Origin of the sequence: Tenacibaculum sp. M341 (assembly GCF_004337695.1) — a bacterium.
Lineage (GTDB): Bacteria > Bacteroidota > Bacteroidia > Flavobacteriales > Flavobacteriaceae > Polaribacter.
In genome coordinates this window covers 31822-48495 of sequence record NZ_SJXJ01000025.1, presented here as the reverse complement: position 1 = coordinate 48495, position 16674 = coordinate 31822, and the positions used below count along the sequence as shown (strand labels likewise).

Below are 16674 nucleotides of genomic sequence, written 5' to 3'. Positions count from 1 at the left end.
GGCTGCCTATAATTAGACAGCCTTTGTTTTATGCTAATACTCTTAGACTTTCATCATCATCATCACATTCAGGTAAACTGCTTCCGCCTACACCCGGAAGACATACAGGCATACCTCCTTTTACTGTTCTTTGTTCTGCTTTATTTAAAGCTTTTCCAAAATTTAAGATTGATTTTTTCATAATAATTTAGGTTTTAAAAAAAATGATTGATCCCTGATTTTATTATAGACACTCAGGGGTTTATGTCTGTTTTTTTTAAAAATATTCCTAATAGTTCCTATATTTTTTTAAGCTATTAGTGTAATAAATACAGTGTATTTTTTGTTCATTTTGCAATTTTGTTAAGTAACATTGATAAAATTAAAAAAATATACGATATAAACTACTAAGAAACTCTTAAAATTTACTGAAACTACAGTTTTATTAAAAATAATGAAATAAAAAAAGCCTCTTTAGAAGGCTTTTATATTTATATTAAATATTCGATATAAGTTTTATAATTATTATTTCACCATAACAGCTCCATTGGTTCTTAAGTATAAAATAACTTCACTGTTTGAATTGTTAGAAACTGTATGAATAGCTTTGTCAGTTGCTCCAAAGTAACTTCCAGTATCTAAAACTTTAATTTCATTATTTTGAGGCATCGTATAATTAATTTCACCTTTTATAACTACTGAATGTAATACTGATCCATTTGTTAAGATTTCGCCTTTAAATTCTTTAGGAAGTTTAATAAAGAGGCTTTGAAGTCCATTGTCTTCCAAAAGGAAACTTATTTCAGCATTACTATTTGACGCTACATAATTTGTTTTTTTATTGTTAAGCCATACGATATTAGAAACATCAATATTTACAGGTCTTTCACCATTATCAGAAGCCTCACTTATAGGTTTTACTAAATATGGACCATGATTAATTTCAACTAAAGCAATATTTTCAGTTCCTTTTGCTGATGTAATATGAGATTCACCTTCAGGCTGTGTCCAAAAAGAACCAGGTTTCATCCACATATTTGCAGCAGCAGGATCATCATTGTGTACTAAACCTTTAATAACTACAGCTCTGTAAGTAACATTATGGATGTGTGGAGGAGAAGAAAAACCATCAACAAACTTTGCTAAAAAACCTGTAGCTACATTTCCTTTTCTATCTCCCCAAATTGTTCCAGCTTGTGGACTTTGATCTCCGCGAGCGGGATTTAATTTTTCCCAAACTATTTCTGAGCTTAACAGAACTTTATTAGTTGGATTTTCAATTTTTTTTGGGGATTTGTTTTCTGCTTTTTTTACAGGCTTAGAACAAGAAACTATTCCGCTAATAAGAATAAGTAGAAGTAACTTTTTTGTATTCATTTGTTTATGTTTAGTTTAAGTAGTAGCAAAATTAGTTAGGTAAAGTTTCTTATACAATACCAGTCAAAAAGGATAGTATTAAATTTAAGTTTTTTTTAATACTTGATTAAATGCTAGTATAAAACCACTTTTTCATCAACAATTTGAATAACTTTTTTCCATTCTTCTTCTGTAACCTCATTTTTGTTTAAGTTATAAGAGATCGTTTTTTGATGATTTAAATCTAAAAATAAAGTATCTTCTATAATTCTGTAACCTTTAAAAGCAAACCATTTAATTTCCTGTTTAAATTTAAAATCTGAATATTTAAAATAGTCATGATGGAATTCTAAAATTATATTTTGATTTGATTCTTCATACATGTGTATGTGTTTATCTGTTTCTAAAAAGTATATTCTCTTGTTTTTCTGATAAAAATGATAATATTCAATGTATTTTATTAAATAATGTATGCTTATAAATACAAACAAATAGCCAACTATATTTTCATCAATAGCTAAAAAAACACCAATTATAAAGAAAAGAATAATCCAGATCAGTCTTTTGTTATTAACATTCTTTTTCCAAATTGAATAGAACTGTATTTCTGCTAGTTTTTTAAATATCTGTTTGTCAAATTTAATTTCTAGAATCATAATCTGTTAGTTGGCTTAATTTTTTATAGTTAGCAATTTATTTATGCTTTTGTAAGACTAAAATATAAGAAAGAAGAAAACAAATAATTGTATTAAATCAAAAGTTTTAAATAAAAACGAATTCTAGTTTAACTTCAACGAATTCTAAAACCACCTTAAAATAACATGATTCCTCGGCTAGATTTGTTCAAAAATAAAACAATCTAAAAACATAATCATGAAACAATTACTTACCATTTGTCTTTTTTTGACTGCCTTAATAGGCTTTTCACAAAAAACAGAAAGCCCTTACTTATTAATAACTACTGAGAACGCAGAAATACCTTTAAAATCATCAAAAACTAAAGTAGACATATCAGGAGTTATAGCCCATGTACAAGTAACTCAAGTGTATCAGAATAAAGGAAATCAACCAATAGAAGCTAAATATGTGTTTCCATTATCAACACAAGCTGCAGTGCACAAAATGCAAATGACTATTGGAGATAGAGTAGTAAAAGCTAAAATTTTTGAAAAACAAGAAGCTAAAAGAGTTTATGAGAAAGCGGTTAGCGAAGGAAAAAGAGCAGCAAAGTTAGATCAAAATAGGCCAAATGTTTTTCAAATGAATGTTGGAAATATTATGCCAGGAGATGAAATTGCTATCGATATATTTTATACAGAAATGTTAGTGCCAATAAATGGAGAATATCAATTTGTAGCACCAGCAGTTGTGGGACCAAGGTTTACTGGAGAAAGTAATAATGGTGAAACTACTTTTAATGTACCTTATACATCAAAAGATGCAGCTTCTACTTTTGATTATGATATTCAGGTTTCATTAAACTCTAGTATTATGATACAAAATATAAATAGTAGTAGTCATCAAGTAAATGTTACTTATCCAAATACAAAAACAGCAAACATATTCTTATCAAAGAGCAATGAAAATGCAGGAAATAGAGATTTTATTTTAAACTACAGCTTAAGAGGAAACAGTATACAATCTGGTTTATTACTATATGAACATGGAGATGAAAACTTCTTCGCTTTTCAAATGGAGCCTACGAATAAAGTAAAATTTAAAGATATTCCGGCAAGAGAATACCTTTTTATAGTAGATGTTTCTGGATCAATGAATGGATATCCGTTAGAAGTTTCAAAAGAGTTAATGCGTAATTTATTAGGAAACTTAAGAGAAACAGATACGTTTAATGTTCAACTATTTGCTTCTAGTTCTACCGTTTTTCGTAGTGAGCCAGTAACTGTAACAGAGGAAAATATAGAAGCTGCAATTCGTTTTTTGTCTGACGGACAAGGAGGTGGCGGTACAAGATTATTAAGCGCTTTAGAAAAAGCGTATAAATTACCAAGAAAAGATGAAAGTAGTGCTCGATCGATGGTTGTTATTACTGACGGATACATTAGCGTTGAAAAAGAAGCTTTTGAAATGATTAGAAAAAATTTAGGTCAGGCAAACGTATTTACATTCGGTATTGGTTCTAGCGTAAACAGGTATTTAATTGAAGGAATGGCAAAAGTTTCTAATAGTGAATCCTTCATTGCAACTTCAAAAGATGAAGCAATGGAAGTGGCTAAAAAGTTCAAAACATATATTGAAACACCTTTATTAACGCAAGTTAGAATTAAAACAAAAGGTTTTGAAACTTATGATGTTATTCCGTACAGTGTTCCAGATGTTTTTGCTGCCAGACCGGTATTAGTTTATGGAAAGTATAAAGGAAAACCAGACGGGAAAATTACAGTTACAGGATATCAGGGAAAGAAAAGATTTAAGCAACAATTTGAAGTTTCTTCAGCTAATGTAAGTTCAAAAAACAAAGCCTTACGTTACTTATGGGCAAGAAAAAAGATTCAAGAATTGGATGATTATAATAAGTTGTTTAGTGATGATGTAAAACAACAAGTAATTGATCTAGGATTGCAGTACAATTTAGCAACTAATTATACTTCTTTTGTTGCTGTGGATGAAAGTATTGCTAATAAAGAAGGAAAATTAAAAACCGTACAACAACCTTTACCAATGCCTAAAAATGTAAATAATTCGGCAGTTGGAGCAGCAGCAAAAGTATCTAAGAAAAGAAAGTTTAAAAAATCTTTCACAGTAAACATTGTAGAAAAAATTTCAAAATCAAATCAAAGAAAAATAAAAATGGAATTCAAAGCATTATATACAGCGTTAGTAAATAAATATTTAGAAAAATATAAAAGTTTACGTATTAGATTTAATTCAGAAGGAAAAATAATAAGAGCAGAAGTGTTAGAGAATGGAGAATGGGTGTATGCGTATCCAATTATTAAAGAGTTTTCTAAATCTACTATAAAAACATTGAGTAACAGCAATGGAATGACTTTGATTATTAAGAAGTAAAACTTTTAATAAATGATTATGTTTTATTAAGATATAATGAGAGAAAAAGGAAGAAAACCTGTGAAGCATGCTAAGCTTTGCGGGTTTTTATGTTTTAGGCTAAAAGAGTTTATGAATGTGTTGTGAAATACAAATTGTTGAAGGAATTAGGTATTTATCTCATTAAATAAAACTACTTAATACTAGTTTTTTAATGTATAAAAACGAATTCTAGTTTAATTGTTACGAATTCTAAAAGCTTCCAAATTCAGCTTCACTTCCTTCTTAATTTTGAAGTAAATAAACAATTAATAAAAAAGATCATGAAAAAAATAATCATCATTTTAATCTCAGTATTTACATCGCAATTGATAAATGCTCAAGACTTTATATCAGAAACAAAAAAATACGATATCATAAATTCAATAGGAACTAAACAAGATGAGTATACAACTAATTTTGATGTTATTACTACAGGCACTGAAGTTACTAAAGTAGGAACTATACATATTTCAGACTTAGAAACATTTCACGATATTTCTGTGCAAGTTTTACCAAAACCAAACTTAGAAGGAATTAAAGAGGTAATTAAAGTAACAACAAATTACATTGCTTGTTGTGGTTATTCTGATACATTCTATTTTTTAGTAACTAATGATAGTGATTTCATAAGGTTACCACATATTGAAAATACCTTTTGTGAAGAAACAGTTTCTGAGGTCCAATATGTATTTCCAATTCAAAAATATGGTAAAGCAAACATGATTTTAAGAACAGAAATAACCTATGATAAAAAGATTGAAACCATAAAAGAAACAGAGGTTTTACAAAGCTTAGTTTGGAATGACGCCGTTTTTGATAGTAATGAAGTGATTACAAGTATTCCTTCTGGTAAAGAATATTAATTACCAATGTCAAATAAATAAGACACTATAAGTTTTTTAAAACTGTAAGTAGAAAACCAACGAATTCTAAACAAAGCATTATGAAATATCAATTTTTATTCTTTTTGATGGTAATTATAAGTTGTACGAAACCGTTACCAAAAGCTGTAAAAACATTAAATGAAACTAAAGAATCTATTGTTTTTATAGCAGGATTTGATGAAGGTGATAACACTTATTATACAAATGCTAAGAATTATTTTAAGGGTCAAGGCTTAAAGGTGATAGATAATTTGTATTCAGTAGCAGAAATTGTAACGTATTTAAATGAAAATTCTGCTAACGTTTATGAAAAAGTTCATATTGTAAGTCATAGTAATGCATGGTTGGGAATGTCTTTAAAAACATCTAAAAATGGAGAGAGAATAACTGTAGAAAGTATTTTAAAAGAAAGAGAAAATAACAATATTAATGTTCTTAAATCTGGTGTAACACATGAGTCAAAGATAATTTTTCATTCCTGCGGATTAGGAGAAAATAAAGCATTGCTTGAGCAATTAAAACAAGTGTTTACTATTAATAAAGAATTAAACCCTACAATTGTAGCTTCTTCATTTTTTAATGTTTTTGGAGGTAAATATGCAGGACATTATTTAGCGAAACCTTATTATGGCTATTATCCAACCGCAGAATCACCAGGTCCTACAGCATTATCAAAAGAATTTAAAGTTTCGTATCCAAATCAAAAAATAGATTGGTTTACAGCTTTAAAAACAAGAAAAGAAGCAAGTTTAGGAGAGCCTTATAGTTATAAATTTAACATTCCTGTAGAGTGGGAGTTTACTTTTGATGATTCTTCTGAAATACCATTATTGAAAAATAGAGATGAAATTATGGATTGGGTTTCAGAGGATGCTGAAATGGCATCAACATTATTTGCTTTACAAATTCCGATTGAAAAATACCGTTGGAGAAGTAAAATAAAAGGAAATACACTTTATATTAAAGGGAAAACTACTGTTTTGTGCGTATTAGAACCTATTTTAGAAGATAACGATGCTTCTGAATATAAAAATCTGGACTATAAGGATGACTCTTTATATCAAATCCTGTAAAAATTAGATAATGAAAATAACATCGGATAATATTATTAGTTCTGTTAAATTTAGAAGTATAATAATTATTTCGTTCTTCTTTGGCACCATACTTTTATCAAATTTAGTGAAGCCGTACAGAGGTACATCGATTTACCAGTATGGAAGCTTGATTTCCTTAATTACGTTCTTATTAAGCATTAGTTTTTCATTTATAAACACAATTGTTTTAGTATTTGAAGAAAATCAGGATTATTATAAAAATATAGTTTGGATTATTTTAAGTGCCATTCCATTTTTATATGTGATGATCTTGTTTATTGTATAACGCATCTTTCTTTATATTTGTTAATAGAATATGAAATTTTATAAGGAAATAAATGAATTTTAGATGTTGCTCTGAAATTAAATCATTAAGAAAAAATGGAAAATGATATATTAAAACAGCTAGCTAACGAAAAACAACCAGATGTATTATTGCTTTGCTATTTAGCAAAAAAAAGAACACCAACTCCTTCAATTATTTCAGAGATATTTCTTCCATTTTTTAAAAGATTAAGTAGTTATGAATATGAAATTCAAGTAGAACTAAGTAAAGTGTATGGTATTCATGGGAGTAAAGAACAAAACCCCTATTGGTTAAAAAACACGACGTTAATACCTGTAGTTACACATTATTGGTTAATAAGTCAACTAATGATTATTCCAGAAGGGGTAATAAATGATACGACTACGTATCAAATAAAAAATGCTTTACATCATATAAATTGTAATACACGCAAACAATTAGAAGAATTATTACAAATTCTGATGCAGCAAAATAAGGTATATGACAATGAAGTACTTATACTTTTAAAAAGAGGTATACGAAACACTAAACTATCCTATAAGGTGTGTGAAAAAGTACTACACTATCTTCTAACATCTACAGAATATGAAATAGTATTTTCAACATGTGAACTAATAAAAAAATACCCTTTTATTTTTTCATCCATTCCAGAGATAAGTTTGAGAAAAGTAATGCAAAGAGGAGAGCTTTACGAACCTTTAGCGCTTCAAACATTAGGTGTATGGGGAGATAATCGAATATTTAAAGAAGTAATAGAAGGTAAAAGTTGGCAATTAGAATCAAAACGAGTAATACTTTCTTTTTTACCATTAACTACACCGTTAATGGATATATTAACCAAATATCTAATAGAGTATCCGACTTATAGTGCAGATTGGTTAGATTGTTTGTTAAGAGGAGCTGAACAAGGGGTTTATATTAACAAAAAACGTATAGCAGAAATAATACAGCACTATTTCGAATATGAATTTATAACTGCTAAACAACTTGTTCAACTCGTAGATGAGAAGTTTAAAAAAGAACTCTTTAATCTTTTACAAGAAAGTAGTGATTTTGACTTTCAAAAAAGGATACAACTATATCAAGAACTTAATACTCCGTATACAAGAAATAAAATAGTTACACATTTAAAAGAAATTGAAGATAGTACTCAATTAACGATTTTATTATATACCATATCTGAATTAAAAATAATAGAAGCAGAACCTTATATTTTTCCGTACATACAGAATTATCCTACACCATGTTTAGAAACATTAAAACATATTGGAGGTTCTAAAACAATTCTTTATTTAAAAGAATTACTTGAGTTTGAAGTACCAGTTAAACAAAATATTCCTTCGTTTGAAAGAGAAGCTCTTATATTATTAGCAGATCTAGTTCCCGATCATCAAGTTATTATTAATTACCTGCAAAAACATCAACTACCGTATATTAATGTACCCAATTTGCATGTAGTTTTATCACCAGAAAATGAAGAGTATTTACTGGAATTATTATGTAAAGAAGAAATAGAAACAGTACAATACGGAATAGAAAAGTTGGGAGAATTAGGTACGTTAAAATCGTTAGAACCTATTATTAAGAAAATAGGAATAATGAATCCTGTTCATTCAAATCCATGGGAAACTATAACAATAAACTCTGCATGGGAAGCATCTAAAAAAATAGTTAATAGAGCGTATAATCAGCATAAGATAAGAACGAAAAAAAGCAATCAGAAACTTGCAGTAAATACTGTTCTTACAGAGGTGCTTTTAAAACAATTTGAAACACCGTTGAGTGAAACAGATGCAACATACTATCTAAATTATATTTCTGAAGTAATTCCAAGTGAATTTCCAATAGAAAAACTATCGATACTTGCAGTTTCTACAAATCCTCATATAATTAAGTTTTATATTTCTTATCTAGGGAAAATAAATACAGGGACAGCTATAAAACAGCTTAAATCAGTACTAAATGAAACGGAAAACATTTATATCCTAAGGCAGGCAATACTTGCCCTAACAGTTTTAAAAAACAATTCATTAGACAGTTTGGTTATTCCTTTGTTAGGACATCCAAATATGAATATAAAAAAAACAGCGGCAGCATATTTAACTGAAAATGGTACTTTAAAAGCTGTTACCGCTATGGTAAATCTATTTAAACGGCATAAAAACATTGGACTGCGAAATGAATTAGAAAAAGGGCTTAAAAGTATTCTAGGAAAAACTTATTATTTCTTTTTATTTAATGAATGTTTTCCTTGCGATATTTCTTGGCAACGGGAATTGTTAGAAAGTATTATAACAAATGATGAAAGTATAAAAGAAGATCACTATATAGATTTTCCAGAGCTAAATACAATTGTACCTCTAAAAAAAGTAGTTACGAACTCTAAAAAAGATGAAGAATTAATAAGAAATTGGAAAACTATAAGAAATAGAATAAAAGAAGATTTATCATTATTTGAAAAAATAGAAGACTTAATACAGAAAATTGAAATTATAAAAAAGCAAGCTGATTTTGTTTTTATAACAGACCTAATAGCTGCTACATTTAGAAAATTTGAAAAAATACCGTTATCTAAAAGTTTTAAACCTGTATTAAACAGTGAGGAAGCACGTGTTGCATTCGCAGAAAATAATTCTGATATAGATGTTTTAAATACATTATTATTAGATCCTGAGAATGAAAAAACTGTATACAACAACATGGTGATTTTTAAAGAGGATAAGAAAAAAGAAAAAATATTTTTTCATTTTCTACTTCATTATAGCCTTGAAAAAATAGTAACAAAACTGATAGAAGAAAATCAAATAAACTTTTTAAAAAAACTATTTTTAAATAATAAAATAGCGTATTCAAAATACATTCCACTTTTAATTAAATTACACAAAACACTTAAAAAACAAGGAGATAAAGGTATTTTAAAATCTTTAGAAACTGTCATCGTAAATCATTCTTTTACTAATAAAATCTATCAAAGAATCCTCTTTTTTGAAAAAGAAACAGTAGAAGGAAAGATACATAAATTAGCTTCTTACAATTCTCAAGAACAATCGTTATTAAAAGAAGAAATTATAGATCTGTATAAAATGAGCAGTTGGAAACAGCGTATTGAATTGTTACAAACAATAAAAAATTCTGAAAACCATACAGCTCTTTTTGAACTGAATTTTAAACACTCTTTAGACGGAAAAAAAGTATCACCTAGATTATTTAATACTTCTCAAATAGATCAATTTGAAAAGCATTCAGAAGCTATTGAATTCACAAAAGAAAGATCTTATTATTTACAATGCCATAGTAATGAATTTATACTAGCTTATGTAAAAGAACTTACTTCAGATCAAGAAACAGACCCTTCTTTACTCAGCTCTTTTTACCAATTAAGCACAGAACGAAAATGGGAAATATTAAAACCTGAAATAACGCAAGGAAATTATTATTGGTTTAGTTTCTTTAATAATTTTGCCCCTATAAATAGCGAATTAAGAGGATGGTTTAAAAAAGCATCGTCAGACGGTAAATTAGCTTTTATAAAATGTTTAATAGATACAAATAGATCTCTTTATTTTCCTAATTTAGAGAAAGAGTTACTTCCATTTATAAAAGAATTTAAAGAGCCAATAGCTTGGCAATTGTTTTTTAAACTCCAATTTAAAAGAAATAAAAAAGAGTTAACAAGAATATTTACAAATGAATATGTTGGGTATAGTACTTCAATGAAAATAGAATTATTATCTCATTTATTGTATAAGGTTCCTAATACTTTGATGGATGCTTCTGTTTTTAAAGCATTAATATCAACGGATGAAAAAGAAGAAGTTTTGTTGATTCAATTACAATTAAAAACATTAGACTATAAAACAGTTAAAATAGATATAGTAGTTGATTTTATAAAGCAACTAACTAAACTAGATGTGCTTTTGGCAAAGCAAAGTTTAGTTGAAGTATTAGAATCTAGTACTGGCATAGGTTTAGAAAAACAAATGAAAATACTAAGCGAATGTTATACTATTAAAGTATTAAGCGATACAGTAACTACTCAAATAGTTCATCTTTTTTCTACAGAATTGTTAGCCTTAAGTTTTCTTACAGAAGAGCAGAGAATACTATTTTACAAACAAGTAAGTGAGTTTATTAAAGTACACAATACAGAAATAGATAAAAAAAGACTTTTAAAAAACCTAGCAGATGAATCTCCTGATGAAGTTACACCAATACTTATGGATGTTTTGTCATCTAAAAAGAAAACTGAACTAGATGCACTTTGTTTACGATTATTAAAAAAAACAATATCTAAAGAAATATATTTAGAAACTTGTTATAGTTTATTATCAAGTGAAAAGGAAAACCTTTTTTCTACTATAATAAAAACACTTAGTTTTGCGAATTATTCACCTGTTATTCCAACTTTTATTAAGCTACTTTCGCACAAGAAGTTTTCGAAAGATTCTCGTGAAGGATTACTTATAATGGGGGAGAAAATAATTCCTATACTCACCAAAGAAATAAATAAAGCAAGACCTGATAAACGAAATATTTTAACAAACTTATTAGCAGAAATAGAAAGTTAAATAGTTATTAGGATTAATGTTGAGAGAGATTAACACGGAAATCAAAAAAAATGATTAATCAAACCAAAAATTACTTTGAATAAACAAATCACATACATTTTATTATACCTGTTGTTAGTAGGTGTATCATTAACAGCTCAAAACAGTCAATTACGATCGTATTCTATAGAAGATGGTTTGCCACAATCGCAAGTGTATGATATTGTTCAAGATGACACAGGATATTTGTGGTTAGGAACCAGAGGAGGAGGATTGAGTAGTTTTGATGGGAGTAATTTTGCTGTTTGGAATGAAAGTGACGGATTGTTATCAAACTATATTAATGCTTTATATGCTATAGATAATACATTATTTATAGGAACTAATCGTGGATTATCTATTAAAGTAAAAGATAGTTTTTCAAATTTTACTTCACCAGAAATTAATTACTTTTTTCCTACTGAAAACCAACTATTCTTAGGAACCAAAAACGGGATTTATTCATATACGGAATCAAAAAAAATAAAGAAACTAAATATTCATCAAGAAATAGATGAAAGTATTGTAAATGCCATTGTTTTCGATGGTTATTTTCATTGGATTGCTACTAATAAAGGATTGTGGAAAGTAGATAAATTAGATGCAAAAAGTAGACAAATTCAGAAAATAGAAGCTAATAACTTTTCAGCTTTGGTTTACGATCAAAATAAAATTTATGCAGCTACATTTAATAGTGGAGTATTAATATTAGATATTGAAGATAGTAAAGCTGATATTTTTTTACCAAAACCATTGAGAGTAAACTCTATGAGCATCCATAAAAACAATGAATTATGGATAGCTACAGATAATACAGGAATAACTGTATTAAATATTGATAATTATACCGTAAAGAGAAGAATAAATAAAACAAAAGGATTAGCAGTTTCTCATATTAGAAAAGTAGTTACAGACAGACAATCAAATGTTTGGATTGCAACTTCTGGTGGCGGTTTTTATAAATATTTTCAAAATAACTTTCAACATTTTGATAAGGATTCAGGTTTAAAAGGAAATAGAATTTATGCTGTACATAAATCTGATAGTTGTGTATGGATTTCTAGTTCTGAGGCTGGTTTAACTAAAATAGATTCATTAGGAATTCATCATATTCCTGAAATTGAAGGTTTTTCAGAAGTAAAAATAAAAACCATAACAAGCGATCGTAATAATAATATTTGGGCAGGATCTGAAGGAAAAGGTGTTTTGTTAAGAACGACTAAGCAGATAGATAGTTTAGTAGTAGATAAAAGTGATACATTAAACATTGTAACCAATGTAATTAGTAAAAAAGTTGTAGAGCATAAGGTTTTAAATGAGAAAAATGGCTTTCCTTCTAATTGGATTCGCAAACTTGTTAGTGGCAAAAATAATTCAATGTGGGCAGCTACATATTCAAGTGGAATTGTTCAATTTAATTATGATTTAGAAAAGGATAGTTTAATTATTCAGAAAATATATGGTCAGAAAAATGGATTGACCGATCTATTAATTAAAGATATTGCAATAGATAGTCAAAATAGACTTTGGTATGCAACCCAAAACGGTCATTTAGGCTATTTACAAAAAGGAAAACATACAGGTTTTGGCGATGTATTAAAGGAAAAAACAACGATAAGAACGTTGCTTTTTTATCAGAATCATCTTTTTGTTGGTACTGCTGGTAAAGGAATTTGGCTAGCAACACTCGAACAAGGAATAAAAGCACCTAGGTTTAAGCCTTTGAAAGGTGTTAAAAATTTATCATCAAAAAATATTTATCAACTCATTTTCGACGATCAAGGATATTTATGGGCAGGAACAGAACGTGGTGTTGATAAAATTCAGTTAAATCAAGAAAATGACATAGAAGATGTGTATCATTTTGGTAGAAATGATGGGTTTTTAGGAATAGAAACCTGTTTAAATTCGGTAGCTAAAGATGATAATGGAAGTATTTGGTTTGGTGCTTTGTATGGATTAACTAAATACACGCCGAGTACAGATAAGAAAGCAATTTTAAAACCGAGTGTTTACTTTAAAGACGTTCAAGTAGCTTACAAAAGTGTTGATACGATTAATTTAAAGGAATGGACAAATAGTAATAAAATATTACAATTAACTCCAGATCAAACCCAACTAAGTTTTGCATACAATAGCATTGATATTGATCATCCAAATCAGATAGAATATAGATCTAAATTAAATAAAAATGAATGGAGTCCGTGGAGTAAAGAGAAAAAGCAAAATTTCGCAGGTTTAGCTTATGGCTCACATGAATTTTCCGTACAATCTAGAAATTATAGATGGGAGCAAAGTGATCCTATTCAGTTTAATTTTTTTATAGACAGTCCTATTTATGAAAAAACATGGTTTCAATGGACATTTATTGGGCTAATTATAGTTCTTTTGCTAATCTTCGGATGGTTATATATAAGAAGAATACGTTTGAAGAATAAGGTAGATAAAGAGCAATTACAAATGCAAAACCATTTGTTGAGTTTAGAACATAAAGCATTACAATTACAAATGAATCCTCATTTTATTTTTAATGTTTTAAATGGGGTAAAAGCAATGGCTAGTAGCAAGCCAGACAAAATGAACACCACTATCAATAGTTTTGCTGTATTGTTAAGAGAAACATTAAATAATTCAAGAAAAGAACACATTACATTAGCGCAAGAGATTAAAACATTACATCATTATGTAACTTTAGAGCAGTTAATGGCTACTAAAACGTTCACGTTTCATATTGAAAATACTTGTGATTTAGACGCGGAAGAAATATTAATTCCTCCAATGTTAATTCAACCTTTTGTAGAGAATGCTGTAAGGCATGGAATTTTAAAAGGAAATAAAGAAGGAAAATTACAAATATTGTTTAAAACAGTAAATGATTTTTTAGAATGTAGTGTTATTGATAACGGAATTGGTATTTTTAAATCGCAAGAAACCAAAGAAAAAACAGATCACCAGTCGATGGCATTAACCGTTACCAAAGAACGTTTGGTTTCTATTTCAGGAAAAAATGCCTTAGAAATAACAGAAATAAAAGATGATAATGGTAGTATTGATGGAACAAATATTACCTTTAAAATACCTTTACTAACAGATTATTAAAAATATGCTAACAGCCGTTATTGTAGAAGATATGATTGATGCTTTACAGTTACTAAAAAGTGATTTAGAAACTAGGCATCCAGAAATAGAAATTATTAACACTGCACAAAGTGTGGTTGAAGCTGCCAAAGTACTCCGAAAAAAGCAACCTGATATATTGTTTTTAGATATTATGTTAGGCGATGGTACAGGCTTTGATATTTTAGAAATTTTTCCAGATTTAAAGTCAAAAATCATTTTTGTAACTGCAAGTGATGAATATGCTATAAGAGCTTTTAAGTTTGCCGCAATTGACTATGTGTTAAAACCTTACGGTTATGAAGATTTAGATTTGGCTATTAATAGAGCAAAAGAACAAATTCAGCCAAATAAAGAAAGTTTGACAATTTTAAAAGAAACACTTTCTGCACCAGAAAAGAAACCAGATAAAATATCATTACATACGTTAGATAAAATTATTATCGTGAGTTTAGACGATATTATTCGTTGTGAATCTGATAGCAATAACACTATTTTTTATTTACAAGACAAACGAAAAATATTTGTAACAAAAACACTCAAGTACTTTTCTGATATGTTGAAGAGCTATGATTTTCTTAGGATCCATCAAAGTCATTTAGTGAATTTACAATGTATAAGTGCTTTTATAAAAACAGATGGCGGCTATTTAATGCTTAAAAACGGAGAAAATGTTCCTGTTTCTGTTCGTAAAAAAGCTGAGATTATAGAGATATTAGATAAAATGCATCGTTAAGAATCAATTTTATAAGTTTCAAACTTTCAACTTTAAAAATTATATTCGTAAAAACCGAATTATTACAATGTCTAAGTTACCAAATACTACAGCGAGTATATTTTCTGTAATGTCGCAATTAGCTAATCAGCACAATGCAATTAACTTATCTCAAGGATTTCCAAATTTCCCTGTAGATAAGCGATTATTAAAAATATCAGAGCGATTATTATCAGAAAATATTCATCAGTATACACCAATGGCTGGTTTGCCTTCTCTATTACATAAAATAGCGTTGTTAACACAAGAAAATTATCAGCGAATTATCAATACTAATTCAGAGTTATTAATCACTACAGGTGCTACACAAGGAATTTTTACTGCAATAAATACGTTTATTAAAAATGGTGACGAAGCAATTATTTTAGATCCGAGTTATGATAGTTATGAGCCTTCAGTTTTAGTAGCAGGAGGTAAGCCAGTTAGAGTTTCTTTGAATGATGATTATACACCAAACTTTAATAAAATAGCGTCGGCAATTACTTCAAAAACCAAACTTATCATTATTAATAATCCACATAATCCAACAGGAAAAATATGGAGTGAAAATGATTTTGAAGCATTAGAAACTTTATTAGAAAAACATCCACAAGTTTTATTATTAAGTGACGAAGTTTACGAGTATATTTCGTTTAAACACCAACATATTTCAGCAAATACTCGTCCCAAATTAATAGATAAAACAATTATAGCATCTTCTTTTGGAAAATCATTACATGTTACAGGATGGAAAGTTGGTTATTTAATAGCTCCAGAAGCATTAATGAAAGAAATAAAGAAAATACATCAGTTTTTAGTTTTTAGCGTCAATAGTATTGCACAACATGTAATTTCTGAGTATTTAGATATTGTTGATTTTAATGAAGTAGCTAAAATGTATGAACGTAAAAAAACGCTATTTCAAAATGCATTAAAAGATAGCAAATTCGAACTGTTACCTTCTGAAGGAACCTATTTTCAAATTGTAAATTACAAGGGAATTAGTACTGAAAATGATATGGATTTTGCTAAGAAATTAATTACACAACATGGGGTGGCAGCCATTCCTATTTCAGTTTTTTATGAAGATGCTACCGACAAACAAATGTTAAGATTTTGTTTTGCTAAAACCGATGAAACATTACTTGCTGCAGCAGATAAATTAGTTAAAGTAGTATAGGTTATAACTATTTAATGTCTTAAACGATTCTAATATTAAGTTTCTACTTACGCTTATACATCGAAGTCTAGTACCAGTGTTTTTTTTCCTATTTTGAAATAAAATAATATTAATCAACAAATTATTATGCTAAAAAATATTTCAAATTTAGGTACAGTTTTAAACAAATCAAGTCAAAAATCTATCAAAGGTGGTGGAGTAGGATGTATTATTATAGGTGGAGTTATCCGTTGCGACATTCTTAATTGTTCAGGTGGAGTATGCGGAAATGGACCATCAGGTTGTCCAGGTTGGGATAACTGTATAAAGTAAGGAGATCATACCTTAAAAATACAAGAAAAGGAATATTCAAAATATGAATATTCCTTT

General features: G+C 28.3%; 12 protein-coding genes. 9 read left to right on the top strand and 3 right to left on the bottom strand.

The annotated features are described in order from the left end of the window. Positions 1-28: 28 nt before the first annotated feature. The 3 genes from EYW44_RS22350 to EYW44_RS19610 form a co-directional block, all read right to left on the bottom strand. The gene (locus EYW44_RS22350; protein WP_165872279.1) at positions 29-181 is read right to left on the bottom strand and encodes a hypothetical protein; all 153 of its coding nucleotides are present in this window, start codon (positions 179-181) and stop codon (positions 29-31) included. Positions 182-504: 323 nt separating this feature from the next. After that, positions 505-1356: a DUF4437 domain-containing protein gene (locus EYW44_RS19615; protein ID WP_132726771.1), complete on the bottom strand. Its 852-nt coding sequence runs from the start codon at positions 1354-1356 to the stop codon at positions 505-507. Positions 1357-1469: 113 nt separating this feature from the next. After that, entirely contained in the window at positions 1470-1991 is a 522-nt protein-coding gene (locus tag EYW44_RS19610) for a hypothetical protein (protein ID WP_132726768.1), read from the bottom strand. Between the two features lie 217 nt (positions 1992-2208). Between EYW44_RS19610 and EYW44_RS19605 the strand changes: the two genes are divergently transcribed. From EYW44_RS19605 to EYW44_RS19565, 9 genes are all read left to right on the top strand, one after another. Beyond that, positions 2209-4362 carry a VIT and vWA domain-containing protein gene (locus EYW44_RS19605; protein WP_132726766.1) on the top strand — a complete coding sequence of 718 codons (2154 nt, stop codon included), beginning with the start codon at positions 2209-2211 and terminating at the stop codon, positions 4360-4362. A 302-nt stretch (positions 4363-4664) separates the two neighbouring features. Then, complete coding sequence (locus EYW44_RS19600; RefSeq protein ID WP_132726763.1) at positions 4665-5246, top strand: hypothetical protein; 582 nt, start codon at positions 4665-4667, stop codon at positions 5244-5246. Positions 5247-5326: 80 nt separating this feature from the next. Further along, positions 5327-6340, top strand: coding sequence for a hypothetical protein (locus EYW44_RS19595; RefSeq protein ID WP_132726761.1), 1014 nt, complete (start codon positions 5327-5329; stop codon positions 6338-6340). Positions 6341-6350: 10 nt separating this feature from the next. Continuing rightward, positions 6351-6647: a hypothetical protein gene (locus EYW44_RS19590; protein WP_132726758.1), complete on the top strand. Its 297-nt coding sequence runs from the start codon at positions 6351-6353 to the stop codon at positions 6645-6647. A 95-nt stretch (positions 6648-6742) separates the two neighbouring features. Beyond that, positions 6743-11236: a HEAT repeat domain-containing protein gene (locus EYW44_RS19585; protein ID WP_132726755.1), complete on the top strand. Its 4494-nt coding sequence runs from the start codon at positions 6743-6745 to the stop codon at positions 11234-11236. A gap of 75 nt (positions 11237-11311) precedes the next feature. Beyond that, the gene (locus EYW44_RS19580) at positions 11312-14353 is read left to right on the top strand and encodes a ligand-binding sensor domain-containing protein (RefSeq protein ID WP_132726752.1); all 3042 of its coding nucleotides are present in this window, start codon (positions 11312-11314) and stop codon (positions 14351-14353) included. Between the two features lie 4 nt (positions 14354-14357). Then, positions 14358-15107: a LytR/AlgR family response regulator transcription factor gene (locus EYW44_RS19575; protein WP_132726749.1), complete on the top strand. Its 750-nt coding sequence runs from the start codon at positions 14358-14360 to the stop codon at positions 15105-15107. 61 nt (positions 15108-15168) lie between these two features. Continuing rightward, positions 15169-16305: a methionine aminotransferase gene (locus EYW44_RS19570; protein WP_256369384.1), complete on the top strand. Its 1137-nt coding sequence runs from the start codon at positions 15169-15171 to the stop codon at positions 16303-16305. Between the two features lie 126 nt (positions 16306-16431). Next, the gene (locus tag EYW44_RS19565) at positions 16432-16617 is read left to right on the top strand and encodes a hypothetical protein (protein ID WP_132726742.1); all 186 of its coding nucleotides are present in this window, start codon (positions 16432-16434) and stop codon (positions 16615-16617) included. Positions 16618-16674: the final 57 nt, after the last annotated feature.